This is a genomic window from Pseudomonas sp. SDI, assembly GCF_003105155.1.
GTDB lineage: Bacteria > Pseudomonadota > Gammaproteobacteria > Pseudomonadales > Pseudomonadaceae > Aquipseudomonas.
Window position 1 is genome coordinate 1 of the sequence record NZ_QETK01000032.1, and the last position, 15,421, is coordinate 15,421.

A 15,421-nucleotide genomic window follows, 5' to 3' on the forward strand; every position below is an offset into this window, starting at 1 on the left:
TGCGGGGTACGCGGCAACGGCAGTGGCGCGGCCCAGGCCGGCAGGGTGGCTGGCGCAGGCGTGGTGACCGGTGCCGGCACATGGCGGACATAGGCAAACGACTGCGCGACCCCCAGCGGACGCATCCCCATGCGCGCCAGCAAGCTGCCTTCGGCCGGGCCGATGAACAGCACGCCACCTTCCTGGGTAAGGTGCTTCAGCACTTCGAACACCCGCTGCTGGGTAGGCACGTCGAAGTAGATCAGCAGGTTGCGACAGAAAACGAAATCGTAGCTGCCTTCACGGTTGAGCAAGGCCGGGTCGAGTATGTTGCCGGCCTGAAAGTCCACTTGTTTACGCACCCGCTCGGCCAGCCGGTGGGCGTCGCCCTCCTCGCTGAAATGCCGCTCGCGAAAAGCCAGGTCGCTGCCACGGAACGAGTTGCGCCCGTACAGGCCGGCCTCGGCACGGGCAATGGAGTTCGGGCTGATATCGATGGCGTCGACCCTGAACGCATGGCTGGCCAGTCCGGCGTCGAGCAGCGCCATGGCAATCGAATACGGCTCTTCGCCAGTCGAGCACGGCACACTGAGAATCCGCAGCGGGCGCGTCCCGGCCAGCTCGGCCAGACGTTTGAGGGCCAGGCCGACCAGCGCAGTGAACGACTCCGGGTAGCGGAAGAACCAGGTTTCCGGGACGATCACCGCCTCGATCAGCGCCTGTTGCTCGTCGCGCGATTGCTGCAGCCGCAGCCAGTAATCGTCGAGGTCGCGGGCGGCCAGCGCCGCGCAGCGCTGGCGCAGGGCACGCTCGATCATCGGCGCGCCGACCGAGGCGACGTCCAGGCCGATACGCTCCTGGAGGAACCGGAAGAAACGTTGCTCGCTGTTCATCGTTGCCCCTCGACGGCTGGCGTATCGAGCGGGAACAGCAGGTCGCGCACGGCGTCCGAGAGCAGGTCCTGCACACCGATCCACTGCATCAGCCCCAGCGCGTCCTCGCGCACCGGGCCCAGGTACGGCGCATTGCCGTTGTCGACGCCATACGGGCGAAACTCCGCCGGGTCGCAACGCAAGGTATCGCTGGCGCGTTCGAGGATCAGCCCGAGCAGCAACCCGGGGCGCGCCGGGTCGATGCGGTAATGCACCAGCACCAGCCGCGTACTGGTGCGCTCCGGGGCCGGCGTGGCAAAACTCAGCGCGCCGACATCGATCACCGGAATCAGTGCCCCGCGATGCGCCAGCACCCCGGCGACCCAGCGCGGCGCCTGCGCAATCGGCTTGAGCGGCAGGCGCGGCAGCACTTCGGCCACCTCATGGGTATCGAGGGCGAAGCGCTGTTCGCCAATGCGGAACACCAGGAACAGGCGGCCCTGGCTGGCCGCTTCCTGGCTGCGGCGTGGCTGAAGATCGTTCATCGGCGGCTCAGACTTTGAACCGCGACACGCCACCGCGCAGGCCAACGGCAACCTGGCTCAACTCGTCGATGGCAAAGCTGGCCTGACGCAGCGATTCCACCGTCTGACTGCTGGCATCGCCCAACTGCGCCAGCGCATGATTGATCTGCTCGGCGCCAGTGGCCTGGGCCTGCATGCCCTCGTTGACCATCAGCACGCGTGGCGCCAGGGCCTGCACCTGGTGAATGATCTGGGTGAGCTGCTCGCCGACCTGGGTCACCTCGAACATGCCGCGGCGCACTTCCTCGGAGAACTTGTCCATGCCCATGACCCCGGCAGAGACCGCCGACTGGATCTCGCGAACCATCTGCTCGATGTCGTAGGTGGCGACCGCAGTCTGGTCGGCCAGGCGCCGTACTTCGGTGGCGACGACGGCGAAGCCACGGCCATATTCACCGGCCTTCTCGGCTTCGATGGCGGCGTTCAGCGAGAGCAGGTTGGTCTGGTCGGCCACCTTGACGATGGTGACCACCACCTGGTTGATGTTGCCGGCCTTTTCGTTGAGGACCGCCAGCTTGTTGTTGACCAGGTCGGCCGCGCCCATGACCTGGTGCATGGTTTCCTCCATGCGCGCCAGGCCTTGCTGGCCGGAGCCGGCCAGCACCGAGGCCTGATCGGCCGCGGAGGTGACTTCGGTCATGGTTCGCACCAGGTCACGCGAGGTGGCAGCGATTTCCCGCGAGGTGGCGCCGATCTCGGTGGTGGTGGCGGCGGTTTCGGTGGCAGTCGCCTGTTGCTGCTTGGAAGTGGCGGCGATTTCGGTGACCGACGTGGTTACCTGCACCGACGAGCGCTGGGCCTGGGAGACCAGTGTGGTCAGCTCGGCCATCATGCCGTTGAAGCCGGTTTCGATGGCGTTGAACTCATCCTTGCGGTCGAGGTTCAGGCGCACACTGAGGTCGCCGCCGCTGAGTTTGTCGAGGGCATGCACGATGTGCTGCATCGGTGCGCTGATGGTGCGCATCAGCAGCAGGCCGCAGACGGTGGCGGCAATGATCGCCAGCAGCAGCGAAACGATCATGCTGACCTTGGCCGTGGAAACCGCTTCGACGATCTGGTTGGTGGCCGCGTCGGCCGACTTGCGATTGCCTTCGATCACGCTATTGAGGTGCTGGCGCCCTGCCAACCAGGCCGGCGTCAGATTTTCCTGCAACAGCTGCTGGGCCTGGGCGTAGTCCTTTTTGCGATAGGCATCCAGCACGTGGCCGACTTCGAGCAGGTACTTGTCTTCAAGCTGGCCGAAGGTGTCGAAGCTAATCTGATCCTCGTGCATGCGAATGGTGGACTGGTAGCTGGCCATGTGTTGCTTGAGACGGTCGTCGAAGCTCTTGTACAGCGCCATGTCGGCGTCGGTGAGCTCGCGATGGTTGCTCAGGCCGACAATCTGCTGGGTCAGCACGTAGCTGTCGACCCAGGCGCTGCGGATCATCGAGCTGTAGTAGACGCCGGGAATGCTGTCGGTACGGACGGCGTCCTCGCTGGACTCGATGGCGAGCAGCCGCGAATAGGCGGCGACGATCATCAACGACATGATGGCGATTATCACGGCGAAGCTCGCCAGGATCCGTTGGCGCAGTGTCCAGTTCTTCACAATCAGCCCTCAATCAGTCGATGCGACCAGGAAAAATGGGCTGATTATAGCCTACACGGCGTGCGGTTATAGGCGCTGGATCAAGGGTTGCTTGGGCAAAAGGGGCTGATTAATGGCCATTAGCCCGTAAATGTTGGCTGAAACTTTTAAAAAACATCGCGAGACGAGTCGGCTCGCCGCATCGCCGCTCTCACAGAGAGTTGCCCCCCTGTAGGAGCGGGCTCGTCCCGCGATAGCGTCAGGCCTGGCGAACCTGCTTCTCCAGCTCCAGTTTCAGCGATGGCTCCAGTCGCAGCTGCTTGGCCAGTTCATCCAGGTACGCGCGCTCCATGAAGTGCTCTTCATCCACCAGCATCACGCTGGCGATGTACATCTCCGCCGCCATCTCCGGGGTGCTTGCGGCGCGCGCTACGTCAGCCGGGTCGAGCGGTTTGTTCAACTCGGCATGCAGCCAGTGTTGCAGCTCGCGGTCGCTGGACAGCTTGACGAATTCGCCCTCGATCAACTGCCGCTCGCGCTCATCGACATGCCCGTCGGCCTTGGCCGCCGCCACCAGCGCCTTGAGGATCGCCTGGCTGTGCTGCTCGGCCTGCAGCTCGGGCACCCGGTCGAGGGTGCGCGGCTCGCCGAGCGGCGCCTTGCCCTGTTGCGCCTGCCAGTTGCCGTAGGCCTTGTAGGCCAGCACACCGAGCGCGGCCAGGCCGCCATAGGTCAGTGCCTTGCCGCCGTACTTGCGGGCCTTCTTGTTGCCCAGCAACAAGCCCATTGCCCCGGCAGCCAACGCCCCACCGCCAGCGCCAGACAGCAGGCTGCCAAGCCCGCCACCACCACTCGGCTTGGCGCCTGAGCTTTTACCGGCCTGGCTCTGCAGCAGGTCCTGGCCGGATTTGAGCAATTGATCGAGCAAGCCACGGGTGTTCATCGAGCGTCTCCAAGGGCAGGAAATGAACGCCCAGAGTACGACCGGACGACGCTCACGGCCCCAGGGATTTGCTTCCAGATGTTGCATGTGTCAGCGCAAGGCAGCCTTCGAAAAAAAAGATATACACTCAGCCTCACCAATAAAACTCATAAAAAGTCGCCTCCAGCATGATGACCCTGCGCCAGATTCGTCACTTCATCGCCGTCGCCGAAACCGGCTCGATTTCCGCCGCCGCCCAGGCCGTGTTCATTTCCCAGTCGACCCTGACCCTGGCCATCCAGCAACTGGAACAGGAAATCGGCGTAAACCTGTTCAACCGTCACGCCAAGGGCATGACCCTGACCCACCAGGGCCACCAGTTCCTGCGCCAGGCGCACTTGATCCTGGCCACGGTCGAGAATGCCAAACGCAGCCTGCAACAGAGCACCGATCAGGTCGCCGGGCAATTGACCATCGGCGTGACCAGCCTGGTTGCCGGCTATTACCTGGCCGACCTGCTCACCCGTTTCCAGCGCGCCTACCCGAACGTCGAGATCCGCGTGACCGAGGACGAACGGCCGTACATCGAGCACCTGCTGGTCAGCGGCGAAATCGATGTGGGGGTGCTGATCCTGTCCAACCTCGAAGATCGCCTGGCACTGCAAACCGAAGTGCTCACCCACTCGCCGTTCCGCCTCTGGCTGCCGGCCCAGCATCCGTTGCTGGAGCGCGACAGCATCAGCCTGGCCGAGGTGGCGCTGGAACCGCTGATCCAGCTCAACGTCGATGAAATGGAACAGAACGCCCGGCGCATCTGGGCCGGCGCCGGCCTGCAAGCGCAGATCAGCCTGCGTACCGCGTCCACCGAAGCGGTGCGTAGCCTGGTAGCGGCCGGCCTTGGCGTATCGATCCAGCCGGACATGACCTACCGGCCCTGGTCGCTGGAAGGCGACATCATCGAAGCGCGGCCACTGGCCGACCTCAGCCAGACCCTCGACGTCGGCCTGGCCTGGCGCCGCGGCACCGCCCGACCGGCGCTGGTCGACCCGTTCCTCAGCGTGGCGCGGGAACAACCCAACGGTGGACGCCGGCATTCGATTTAATCGAACGCAGCCTTCAGTATTTAGAATTTGTCGGCCCGCAACTTCGGCTCTAGTCTCAAGCAACAATAAAAACCAAGAGACTGCCCCCGATGTCCGGCACCCCGCCCTCCCCGCTGTGCACCGCCCTGCTGATCGACGGCGAACAAGTGCAAGGTCACGGCCTGGCCGAGCCGATCATCAACCCGGCCAACGGCGAAGTCCTCACGCGCATCGCCGAAGCCAGCAGCGAGCAGGTTGAAAGCGCCATCGGCGCCGCCCACCGGGCCTTCGCCAGCTGGTCGCGCACCACCCCGCAACACCGTTCGAACCTCCTGCTGGCCATCGCCGACGCGCTGCAGCAGCGCATCGATCTGCTCGCCCGCCTGGAAGCGCTGAACTGCGGCAAACCATTGCACCTGGCGCGCCAGGACGACCTGACAGCTGCCATCGACGTGTTCCGCTTCTTCGCCGGTGCGGTGCGCTGCCAGACCGGTCAGCTGGCCGGCGAATACCTGCCCGGCTACACCAGCATGGTGCGTCGCGACCCGCTCGGCGTGGTCGCCTCGATTGCGCCCTGGAACTACCCGATCATGATGGCCGCATGGAAGATCGCCCCGGCCCTGGCCGCCGGCAACACCCTGGTGTTCAAACCTTCCGAACATACCCCGCTGTCGATCCTGGCCCTCGCCCCGGTGCTGGCCGAGCTGCTGCCGCCGGGCGTGCTGAACATTATCTGCGGCGGTGGCGAAGGCGTCGGCGGGCATCTGGTGAGCCATCCGAAAGTGCGCATGGTGTCGCTGACCGGCGATATCGTCACCGGGCAGAAAATCCTCCAGGCTGCCTCGAAAACCCTCAAGCGTACTCACCTGGAACTGGGCGGCAAGGCGCCGGTGATCGTCTGCGACGATGCCGACATCGCCGCGGTGGTCGAAGGCGTGCGCAGCTACGGCTACTACAACGCCGGCCAGGACTGCACCGCCGCCTGCCGCCTCTACGCTCAGGCCGGGATCCACGACAAGTTGGTCGCCGAGCTGGGCGCGGCGGTGGCCAGCCTGCGCTTTGCCGGCAAGCGCGACGCCGACAACGAGATCGGCCCGCTGATCAGCACCCGCCAGCGCGACCGCGTGGCCAGCTTCGTCGAGCGTGCGCTAAGCCAGCCGCACATCGAACGGGTGACCGGCGCCGCCGTGCATTCCGGCCCCGGCTTCTATTACCAGCCAACCCTGCTCGCCGGTTGCAAGCAGAGCGACGAGATCGTCCAGCGCGAAGTGTTCGGCCCGGTGGTCACCGTGACCCGCTTCGACGAGTTGAGCCAGGCGGTGGACTGGGCCAACGACTCCGAATACGGCCTGGCCTCCTCGGTGTGGACACAGAACCTCGACAAGGCCATGCAGATCGCCGCGCGCCTGCAATACGGCTGCACCTGGATCAACAGCCATTTCATGCTGGTCAGCGAAATGCCCCACGGTGGCCTGAAGCGCTCGGGCTATGGCAAGGACCTGTCCAGCGATTCGCTGCAGGACTACAGCGTGGTACGCCACATCATGGCGCGCCACGGCGAGCAGCTCGGATAGACCGACGTTCCAGCACTACGCTTATAAGAAACCCGCTTCACCGCTTGCTATGACTGCCCCGACCATAATTTGAACAAGAGGGAACACCATGTTCGCGCACAAGACCGCATTGCTCAGCGCCCTGAGTACCGCCTTGCTGGCCAGCGCCGGCCTGCAAGCCGCCGAGCCACTCAAGGCCGTGGGTGCCGGCGAGGGCCAACTGGATATCGTCGCCTGGCCGGGCTACATCGAGCGAGGTGAAAGCGACAAAGCCTACGACTGGGTTACCGGCTTCGAGAAGGAAACCGGCTGCAAGGTGAGCGTGAAAACCGCCGCCACCTCCGACGAAATGGTCAGCCTGATGGCCAAGGGCGGCTACGACCTGGTGACCGCCTCCGGCGATGCCTCGCTGCGGCTGATTGCCGGCAAGCGCGTGCAGCCGATCAACACCGCGCTGATCCCGAACTGGAAGAACATCGACCCACGCCTGCAGGACGGCGCCTGGTACGTAGTCAACAAGCAGGTCTACGGCACGCCGTACCAGTGGGGGCCGAATGTACTGCTGTACAACACCAACGTGTTCAAGACCGCGCCCACCAGTTGGAACGTGGTGTTCGAGCCGCAGAACCTGCCCGACGGCAAGCCGAACAAGGGCCGCGTGCAGGCCTACGACGGCCCGATCTACATTGCCGACGCAGCGCTGTACCTGAAATCGGCCAAGCCCGAGCTGGGCATCCAGAACCCGTATGAACTCACTGAAACCCAATACAAGGCAGTGCTCGACCTGCTGCGCCAGCAACAGCCGCTGATCCACCGCTACTGGCACGACGCCACGGTGCAGATGAGCGACGTGAAGAACGAAGGTGTGGCCGCGTCCAGTTCCTGGGGCTACATGGTCAACGGGCTGAAGGCCGACAACCAGCCGGTGGCGTCCACCGTGCCGAAGGAAGGTGCGACCGGCTGGGCCGACACCACCATGCTGCACAGCGAGGCCAAGCACCCGAACTGTGCCTACAAGTGGATGGACTGGTCGTTGCAACCGAAAGTCCAGGGCGATGTGGCGGCCTGGTTCGGCTCGCTGCCGGCGGTGCCGGCGGCCTGTACCGGCAGCGAGCTGCTGGGTGCCGAGGGCTGCAAGACCAACGGCTTCGACCTGTTCGAGAAGATCGCCTTCTGGAAAACCCCGCAGGCTGAAGGCGGCAAGTTCGTGCCGTACAGCCGCTGGACCCAGGACTACATCGCGATCATGGGCGGCCGCTAGCCCCCAATCGCGGGACGAGCCCGCTCCCACATGGATTGAGGTGATCCTTGTGGGAGCGGGCTCGTCCCGCGATCCAGACACCACCGTTCACCGCTGTCAGTCGTCCAGGCCTGGGCCGCTGCGCATCCCCATGCCTATCCGGAGCATTTCACCATGACCCTTGCAGTCCAGTTCACCCAGGTCTCCCGTTTGTTCGGCGAGGTCAAAGCCGTCGACCGGGTCTCCATCGACATCCAGGACGGCGAGTTCTTCTCCATGCTCGGGCCCTCCGGCTCGGGCAAAACCACCTGCCTGCGGCTGATCGCCGGCTTCGAACAACCCAGCAGCGGCTCGATCCGCATCCACGGCGCCGAGGCCGCCGGCCTGCCGCCCTACCAGCGCGACGTCAACACGGTGTTCCAGGACTACGCACTGTTCCCGCACATGAACGTGCGCGACAACGTTGCCTACGGCCTCAAGGTCAAGGGCATCGGCAAGCAGGAGCGCCACGCCCGTGCCGAAGAGGCACTGGCCATGGTCGCCCTCGGCGGCTATGGCGAGCGCAAGCCGGTGCAACTCTCCGGCGGCCAACGCCAGCGGGTGGCGCTGGCCCGCGCGCTGGTCAACCGACCACGGGTGCTGCTGCTCGACGAGCCGCTCGGCGCCCTCGACCTGAAACTGCGCGAGCAGATGCAGAGCGAGCTGAAAAAACTCCAGCGCCAACTCGGCATCACTTTCATCTTCGTCACCCACGACCAGACCGAAGCGCTGTCGATGTCCGACCGCGTCGCGGTATTCAACCGGGGACGCATCGAGCAGGTCGATAGCCCGCGCAACCTCTACATGAAACCGGCAACCACCTTCGTCGCCGAGTTCGTCGGCACCTCCAACGTGGTCCGCGGCGAACTGGCCGCGCAACTCAATGGCAGCCAGTTGCCATTCTCGATTCGCCCGGAACATATCCGCCTCGGCGAGCAGGCCCCGGCCAGCCACGAGATCCAGGTCAGCGGCCTGCTCCACGACATCCAGTACCAGGGCAGCGCCACCCGCTACGAGCTCAAGCTGGACAACGGCCAACTGCTGGCGGTAAGCCAGGCCAACAACCAGTGGCAAGAGCACAGCCAGCCCTGGCAACCCGGCCAGCGCGTGCAGGCGCGCTGGGCCCGCGAGGCGATGACCGCGCTGCAGGAAACCGTGTTGAGCGAGGGCCGCTGAAATGAGCCTGGCCCTGGAAAAACCGGCCTTGCAGCCGATCCAATCGCCGTTGCGGCGCTTCTCCAACCTGCTTTACCGGCGGCCGAACCTGTACCTGCTGATGCTGCTGATCCCGCCACTGATCTGGTTCGGCGCGATCTACCTCGGCTCGCTGCTGAACCTGCTCTGGCAAGGCTTCTACACCTTCGACGACTTCACCATGGCGGTGACCCCGGACCTGACCCTGGCCAACTTCGCCGCGCTGTTCAACCCGTCGAACTTCGACATCATCCTGCGCACCCTGGGCATGGCCGTGGCCGTGTCGCTGGGCAGCGCCGCACTGGCGTTCCCGATTGCCTACTACATGGCGCGCTACACCAGCGGCAAGACCAAGGCGTTCTTCTACATCGCGGTGATGATGCCGATGTGGGCCAGCTACATCGTCAAGGCCTACGCCTGGACCCTGCTGCTGGCCAAGGGCGGCGTGGCCCAGTGGTTCGTCCAGCAACTGAACCTGGAGCCGCTGCTGCAATTCATCCTCGGCATTCCGGGGGTCGGCGGCAGCACCTTGTCGACCTCGCACCTGGGGCGTTTCCTGGTGTTCGTCTACATCTGGCTGCCGTTCATGATCCTGCCGATCCAGGCCTCGCTGGAGCGCCTGCCGCCGTCGCTGCTGCAAGCGTCCGCCGACCTCGGAGCGAAACCGCGACAAACCTTCATGCAGGTGATCCTGCCGCTGTCGGTGCCGGGGATCGCCGCCGGGTCGATCTTCACCTTCTCGCTGACCCTGGGCGACTTCATCGTGCCGCAACTGGTCGGCCCGCCCGGCTACTTCATCGGCAGCATGGTCTACGCCCAGCAGGGCGCGATCGGCAACATGCCGATGGCCGCCGCCTTCACCCTGGTGCCGATCGTGCTGATCGCCATCTACCTGTCCATCGTCAAACGCCTGGGGGCCTTCGATGCACTCTGAAAAAGCCTCGCTGGGCTTGCGCCTGGCTGCCTGGGGCGGGCTAGTGTTCCTGCACTTCCCGATCCTGATCATCTTCCTCTACGCCTTCAACACCGAAGACGCGGCGTTCAGCTTCCCACCGCAGGGCTTCACCCTGAAGTGGTTCAGCGTGGCCTTCTCGCGGCCCGACGTGCTCGAATCGATCAAGCTATCGCTACAGGTCGCCTGCCTGGCCACGCTGATCGCCCTGGTGCTCGGCACCCTGGCCTCGGCGGCGCTGTACCGGCGCAGCTTCTTTGGCAAGGAAGGCATCTCGCTGATGCTGATCCTGCCCATCGCCCTGCCCGGCATCATCACCGGTATCGCCCTGCTGTCGGCGTTCAAGAGCCTGGGTATCGAGCCGGGCATCTTCACCATCGTCGTCGGCCACGCCACGTTCTGCGTGGTGATCGTCTACAACAACGTCATCGCGCGCCTGCGGCGCACCTCGCACAGCCTGATCGAGGCATCGATGGACCTCGGTGCCGATGGCTGGCAGACCTTCCGCTACATCATCCTGCCCAACCTCGGCTCGGCGCTGCTGGCGGGCGGCATGCTGGCATTTGCCTTGTCGTTCGACGAGATCATCGTCACCACTTTCACCGCCGGGCATGAACGCACCCTGCCGATCTGGCTGCTCAACCAGCTCAGCCGGCCGCGCGACGTACCGGTCACCAACGTGGTCGCCATGCTGGTGATGCTGGTGACCATGCTGCCGATTCTCGGCGCCTATTACCTGACCCGCGGCGGCGAAAGCGTTGCCGGCAGCGGCAAATAATTCTCGAGGACATAGCGTGGAGGACGTAACGATGCACACCCGACTGCTGATCAATGGCCAACTGGTCGCCGGCGAAGGCGCCAGCTACGCGGTACTGAACCCGGCGCTGGGCGCCACCCTGGTGGAAATCAACGAGGCCAGCGAAGCCCAGGTGGATGCCGCCGTGCGCGCGGCCGACCTGGCCTTCGACAGTTGGTCGCAGACCACGCCGAAGGACCGCGCGACCCTGCTGCTGAAACTTGCCGACAGCATCGAGGCGCACGGCGAGGAGCTGGCCAGGCTGGAATCGGACAACTGCGGCAAACCCTACAGCGCCGCATTGAACGACGAGATCCCGGCGATTGCCGATGTGTTCCGCTTCTTTGCCGGGGCCACCCGCTGCCTGAGTGGCTCGGCCGCTGGCGAGTACCTGCCGGGGCACACCTCGATGATCCGTCGCGACCCGATTGGCGTGATCGCCTCGATTGCGCCGTGGAACTACCCTCTGATGATGGTCGCCTGGAAAATCGCCCCGGCGCTGGCCGCCGGCAACACCGTGGTGCTCAAGCCGTCCGAGCAAACCCCGCTGACCGCCCTGCGCCTGGCCGCGCTGGCCAACGAAATCTTCCCGGCCGGGGTACTGAACATCCTGTTTGGTCGCGGCCCGAGCGTCGGCTCGCCGCTGGTCAGCCACCCGAAAGTGCGCATGGTCTCGCTGACCGGCTCCATCCCCACCGGCACCAACATCATTGCCAGCACCGCCGACACGGTCAAACGCATGCACATGGAACTGGGTGGCAAGGCCCCGGTGATCATCTTCGACGACGCCGATATCGACGCAGCGGTCGACGGCATCCGCACCTTCGGCTTCTACAACGCCGGCCAGGACTGCACCGCCGCCTGCCGCATCTATGCGCACAGCGCCATCTACGATCGGTTCGTCGAGAAGCTCGGCGCAGCGGTCGCCAGCATCAAGTACGGCCTGCAGGACGACCCGGACACCGAGCTGGGTCCACTGATCACCGCCCAGCACCGCGACAAGGTCGCCGGCATGGTCGAACGGGCCATCGCCCAGCCGCATATCCGCCTGATCACTGGCGGCAAGGCGGTACCCGGCGACGGCTTCTTCTTCGAGCCGACCGTGCTCGCCGATGCCCAGCAGGATGACGAGATCGTCCGGCGCGAAGTCTTTGGCCCGGTGGTCTCAGTCACCCGCTTCGACAGCGAGGCGCAAGTGCTGGGCTGGGCCAACGATTCCGACTACGGCCTGGCCTCGTCACTCTGGACCCAGGATGTCGGCCGCGCCCACCGCCTTTCGGCACGCCTGCAATACGGCTGTACCTGGGTCAACACGCACTTTATGCTGGTCAGCGAAATGCCCCATGGCGGTCAGAAATTGTCCGGCTACGGCAAGGACATGTCGATGTACGGGCTGGAAGACTACACCTGCATTCGCCATGTGATGTTCAAGCATTGATCAGGTAAGGACACCGAATGAAGATCACGCGACGCGACTTCCTCAATGGGGTCGCCATCGGTATCGCGGCGGGGCTCACCCCGCTGCAGATTCTCCAGGCCGCCGCGCAAAACCGTGACTACCCGCCGGCGCTGACCGGCATGCGCGGCAGCCACGTCGGTGCGTTCGAGGTAGCGCACCAGATGGGCTGGGAAAAGAAAACCTTTGCCACGGATAACCTGCCGATCCACGAGCAGTACGACCTGATCGTCGTCGGCGGCGGCCTCAGCGGCTTGTCGGCGGCCTGGTTCTACCGCGAACAGCATCCCACCGCGCGCATCCTGATCATCGAGAACCATGACGACTTCGGCGGCCACGCCAAGCGCAACGAGTTCAGCGCCGACGGGCGGATGATCATCGGTTATGGCGGCAGCGAGGCCTTCCAGTCGCCGAACCACCTGTACAGTGCCGAAGTGAATGGCCTGCTGAAGAAGCTCGGGGTCGATATCAAGCGTTTCGAAACCGCCTTCGACCGCAACTTCTACCCGGACCTGGGGCTGTCGCGCGGGGTGTTCTTCGACAAGGAAACCTTCGGCGAAGACAAACTGGTGACCGGCGACCCGACGCCGATGGTTGCCGACGACATCGCCCCGGAGCGCCTCAACGCGCGCACCGTGCGCGAGTTCATCAACGACTTTCCGCTGCCGCTGGCCGACCGCCTGGCGCTGATCGACCTGCATGAAGCGCCGCGCGACTACCTCAAGGGGCAGTCGCTGGCCGACAAGACCCGGCACCTGGAAACCACCAGCTACCAGGACTTCCTGCTGCGCGACGTTGGCCTGTCGCCGACGGCGGTGAAGTACTTCCTCAGCCGCACCAACGACTTCTCGGCGTTGAGCATCGACGCGGTGCCGGCGCTGGACGCCTACAGCGTTGGCTTCCCCGGCTTTGCCGCAATGGGCCTGGAGCCGATCAGCGCAGAAGCCAAGGCGGAGATGGAAGAGCCGTACATCTATCACTTCCCGGATGGCAACGCGTCGCTGGCGCGGCTGCTGGTGCGCAGCCTGATTCCGGCGGTGGCCGGCGGGCACGGCATGGACAGTATCGTGCTGGCACCATTCGACTACAGCCAGCTGGACAAACCCGGCCAACCGGTGCGGATTCGCCTGAACAGCACGGCGGTGAGCGTGCGCAACGCCAAGGGCGGGGTGAATGTCGGCTACAGCACCAGCGGCCAGTTGGCGCAGGTGCGCGGCAAGCACTGCGTGATGGCCTGCTACAACATGATGATCCCGTACGTGCTGCGCGGCCTGCCACCGGAACAGGCGCATGCGCTGAGCCAGAACGTGAAGTTCCCGCTGGTGTACACCAAAGTCATCGTGCGCAACTGGCAGGCGTTCCAGCAGCTCGGCGTGCATGAGATCTATGCGGCGACGCTGCCGTACAGCCGGATCAAGCTGGATTATCCGGTAGACATTGGCGGCTATGAGCACCCGCGCGACCCGACACAGCCGATCTGCCTGCACATGGTTTACGTGCCGACCACGCCGAACAGCGGCATGAGCGCCCGCGACCAGGCGCGGGCCGGACGGGCGCGGTTGTATGCGGCGACGTTCGAGCAGATGGAGACGCAGATTCGCGAGCAGTTGCAGCGGATGCTCGGCCCGGGTGGCTTCGATCACCAGGAGGATATCCTGGCGATCACGGTGAACCGTTGGTCGCATGGCTATGCGTACTTCTCCAACAGCCTGTTCGACGATGCCGAACAGAGCGAGCAGTGGATGACGCTAGCGCGCAAACCGCTGGGCAAGGTCAGCATCGCCAACTCCGACGCCGGCTGGAGCGCGTATGCACATGCGGCGATCGACGAGGCATGGCGGGCGGTTGGCGAACTGAGCTGAGTTCGGCGCCCTATCGCCGGCCAGGCCCGCGCCCACAGGGTTCACACTTGCATTGCCTGTGGGAACGGGCCTGGCCGGCGATAGGGCCGCGCAGCGGGCGGCCGCAGGCTTATTCGCGCAAATCCGACTCATGGATCGGTTGTTCCCGGCTCGTCGCCCGTTGGTACTGCGCCGGCCATACCGCCTTGTATCCACCCAGATCGTCGTCGGCATGCAGCGGCCAGTACGGGTCGCGCAGCAGCTCCCGGGCCAGGAAAATGATGTCGGCCTGCGCCGTACGCAGAATATGTTCGGCCTGCGCCGGCTCGGTAATCATGCCCACCGTGCCGGTGGCAATCCCGGACTCCTCCCGCACCCGCGCGGCAAACTGCGTCTGGTAACCCGGCCCGGTCGGGATCTCGGCATGCACCGAGGTGCCGCCCGACGACACATCGATCAGATCGACACCCAGCGCACGCAAGCGCTTGGCCAGCGCCACCGTCTCGTCCGGGTTCCAGCCATCCTCTACCCAGTCGGTTGCCGACACCCGGACGAACACCGGCAACTCGTCCGGCCACACCGCCCGCACCGCTTCGCTCACCTGCAAGGTCAGCCGAATACGGTTTTCGAAGTTGCTGCCATAGTCGTCGCGCCGCTGGTTGCTCAACGGCGAAAGGAATTGATGCAACAGGTAGCCATGCGCCGCATGCACTTCGACCACCTTGAACCCGGCCTTCAAGGCCCGCCGCGCCGCCTCGACAAAAGCCTGGATCACTTCGTCGATCTGCGCCTGGGTGAGTTCCTGCGGGGCGGTGTGCTGCGGGTCGAAAGCGATCCTCGACGGCCCTACCGGCACCCAGCCACCGTCTTCCGGCTTCACGCTGCCATGCTTGCCCAGCCAGGGTCGATGGGTGCTGGCCTTGCGCCCGGCATGCGCCAGCTGAATCCCCGGCACGGCGCCCTGGGCAGTGATGAAACGGGTGATACGTTGCAACGGTGGGATCTGTGCGTCGTCCCACAGGCCAAGGTCCTGGGCGGTAATCCGCCCCTCGGCGGTGACCGCCGTCGCTTCGGTGAACACCAGGCCGGCACCCCCGACCGCGCGGCTCCCCAGGTGCACCAGGTGCCAGTCGTTGGCCAGGCCATCGACCGCCGAGTACTGGCACATTGGCGATACCGCGATACGGTTCGGCAGGGTCAGGTGACGCAGGGTGTAAGGCTCAAGCAGCAGGCTCATGAGGGCACCTCTCAGGTCGACTCCAATGGTTGACCGACCCGAGCGTTATGTCTCCCCTGGGCTCAGTGCCGGTTCCTTGAGCCTAGACCAGTTTGCCCGGCGCC

Annotated in this window: 13 protein-coding genes; 8 read left to right on the forward strand and 5 right to left on the reverse strand. The window is 64.9% G+C overall.

The window, feature by feature from the left end:
• The 4 genes from DCO48_RS18925 to DCO48_RS18940 all read right to left on the reverse strand — a co-directional run.
• On the reverse strand, nt 1-872 hold an 872-nt coding region (locus DCO48_RS18925), incomplete at its 3' end, for a protein-glutamate O-methyltransferase CheR (protein ID WP_133247621.1).
• Nucleotides 869-1,396, reverse strand: coding sequence for a chemotaxis protein CheW (locus DCO48_RS18930; RefSeq protein ID WP_116552134.1), 528 nt, complete (start codon nt 1,394-1,396; stop codon nt 869-871). The genes DCO48_RS18930 and DCO48_RS18925, both read right to left, overlap by 4 nt.
• A gap of 7 nt (nt 1,397-1,403) precedes the next feature.
• Nucleotides 1,404-3,026 carry a methyl-accepting chemotaxis protein gene (locus DCO48_RS18935; RefSeq protein ID WP_116552135.1) on the reverse strand — a complete coding sequence of 541 codons (1,623 nt, stop codon included), beginning with the start codon at nt 3,024-3,026 and terminating at the stop codon, nt 1,404-1,406.
• Nucleotides 3,027-3,264: 238 nt separating this feature from the next.
• Nucleotides 3,265-3,948, reverse strand: coding sequence for a tellurite resistance TerB family protein (locus DCO48_RS18940; RefSeq protein WP_116552136.1), 684 nt, complete (start codon nt 3,946-3,948; stop codon nt 3,265-3,267).
• 167 nt (nt 3,949-4,115) lie between these two features.
• Between DCO48_RS18940 and DCO48_RS18945 the strand changes: the two genes are divergently transcribed.
• The 8 genes from DCO48_RS18945 (at nt 4,116) to DCO48_RS18980 (ending at nt 14,101) form a co-directional block, all read left to right on the forward strand.
• Entirely contained in the window at nt 4,116-5,030 is a 915-nt protein-coding gene (locus DCO48_RS18945) for a LysR family transcriptional regulator (RefSeq protein ID WP_116552137.1), read from the forward strand.
• Nucleotides 5,031-5,119: 89 nt separating this feature from the next.
• The gene (locus tag DCO48_RS18950) at nt 5,120-6,583 is read left to right on the forward strand and encodes a gamma-aminobutyraldehyde dehydrogenase (RefSeq protein WP_116552138.1); all 1,464 of its coding nucleotides are present in this window, start codon (nt 5,120-5,122) and stop codon (nt 6,581-6,583) included.
• A gap of 88 nt (nt 6,584-6,671) precedes the next feature.
• Nucleotides 6,672-7,823, forward strand: a complete 1,152-nt coding sequence (gene ydcS / locus DCO48_RS18955) for a putative ABC transporter substrate-binding protein YdcS (RefSeq protein WP_116552139.1) — start codon at nt 6,672-6,674, stop codon at nt 7,821-7,823.
• A gap of 153 nt (nt 7,824-7,976) precedes the next feature.
• Nucleotides 7,977-9,017 carry an ABC transporter ATP-binding protein gene (locus DCO48_RS18960; protein WP_116552140.1) on the forward strand — a complete coding sequence of 347 codons (1,041 nt, stop codon included), beginning with the start codon at nt 7,977-7,979 and terminating at the stop codon, nt 9,015-9,017.
• 1 nt (nt 9,018) lies between these two features.
• Complete coding sequence (locus DCO48_RS18965; RefSeq protein ID WP_116552141.1) at nt 9,019-9,969, forward strand: ABC transporter permease; 951 nt, start codon at nt 9,019-9,021, stop codon at nt 9,967-9,969.
• Nucleotides 9,959-10,765, forward strand: a complete 807-nt coding sequence (locus DCO48_RS18970) for an ABC transporter permease (RefSeq protein ID WP_116552142.1) — start codon at nt 9,959-9,961, stop codon at nt 10,763-10,765. Before DCO48_RS18965 ends, DCO48_RS18970 begins: the two co-directional genes overlap by 11 nt.
• A gap of 31 nt (nt 10,766-10,796) precedes the next feature.
• Complete coding sequence (locus tag DCO48_RS18975; RefSeq protein ID WP_116552143.1) at nt 10,797-12,221, forward strand: gamma-aminobutyraldehyde dehydrogenase; 1,425 nt, start codon at nt 10,797-10,799, stop codon at nt 12,219-12,221.
• Between the two features lie 17 nt (nt 12,222-12,238).
• Entirely contained in the window at nt 12,239-14,101 is a 1,863-nt protein-coding gene (locus tag DCO48_RS18980; RefSeq protein ID WP_116552144.1) for an NAD(P)-binding protein, read from the forward strand.
• 109 nt (nt 14,102-14,210) lie between these two features.
• Here DCO48_RS18980 and DCO48_RS18985 read toward each other — a convergent pair whose 3' ends face one another.
• On the reverse strand, nt 14,211-15,317 hold the full coding sequence (locus tag DCO48_RS18985) for an NADH:flavin oxidoreductase/NADH oxidase (RefSeq protein WP_116552145.1): 1,107 nt from the start codon (nt 15,315-15,317) through the stop codon (nt 14,211-14,213).
• Nucleotides 15,318-15,421: the final 104 nt, after the last annotated feature.

What these genes read in the sequence shown, in the direction of transcription:
- DCO48_RS18930 (WP_116552134.1), bottom strand. Translation starts at nt 1,396, where the DNA reads ATGAACGATCTTCAGCCACGCCGCAGCCAGGAAGCGGCCAGCCAGGGC.
- DCO48_RS18940 (WP_116552136.1), bottom strand. Translation starts at nt 3,948, where the DNA reads ATGAACACCCGTGGCTTGCTCGATCAATTGCTCAAATCCGGCCAGGAC.
- DCO48_RS18945 (WP_116552137.1), top strand. Translation starts at nt 4,116, where the DNA reads ATGATGACCCTGCGCCAGATTCGTCACTTCATCGCCGTCGCCGAAACC.
- DCO48_RS18950 (WP_116552138.1), top strand. Translation starts at nt 5,120, where the DNA reads ATGTCCGGCACCCCGCCCTCCCCGCTGTGCACCGCCCTGCTGATCGAC.
- ydcS (WP_116552139.1), top strand. Translation starts at nt 6,672, where the DNA reads ATGTTCGCGCACAAGACCGCATTGCTCAGCGCCCTGAGTACCGCCTTG.
- DCO48_RS18960 (WP_116552140.1), top strand. Translation starts at nt 7,977, where the DNA reads ATGACCCTTGCAGTCCAGTTCACCCAGGTCTCCCGTTTGTTCGGCGAG.
- DCO48_RS18965 (WP_116552141.1), top strand. Translation starts at nt 9,019, where the DNA reads ATGAGCCTGGCCCTGGAAAAACCGGCCTTGCAGCCGATCCAATCGCCG.
- DCO48_RS18970 (WP_116552142.1), top strand. Translation starts at nt 9,959, where the DNA reads ATGCACTCTGAAAAAGCCTCGCTGGGCTTGCGCCTGGCTGCCTGGGGC.
- DCO48_RS18975 (WP_116552143.1), top strand. Translation starts at nt 10,797, where the DNA reads ATGCACACCCGACTGCTGATCAATGGCCAACTGGTCGCCGGCGAAGGC.
- DCO48_RS18980 (WP_116552144.1), top strand. Translation starts at nt 12,239, where the DNA reads ATGAAGATCACGCGACGCGACTTCCTCAATGGGGTCGCCATCGGTATC.
- DCO48_RS18985 (WP_116552145.1), bottom strand. Translation starts at nt 15,317, where the DNA reads ATGAGCCTGCTGCTTGAGCCTTACACCCTGCGTCACCTGACCCTGCCG.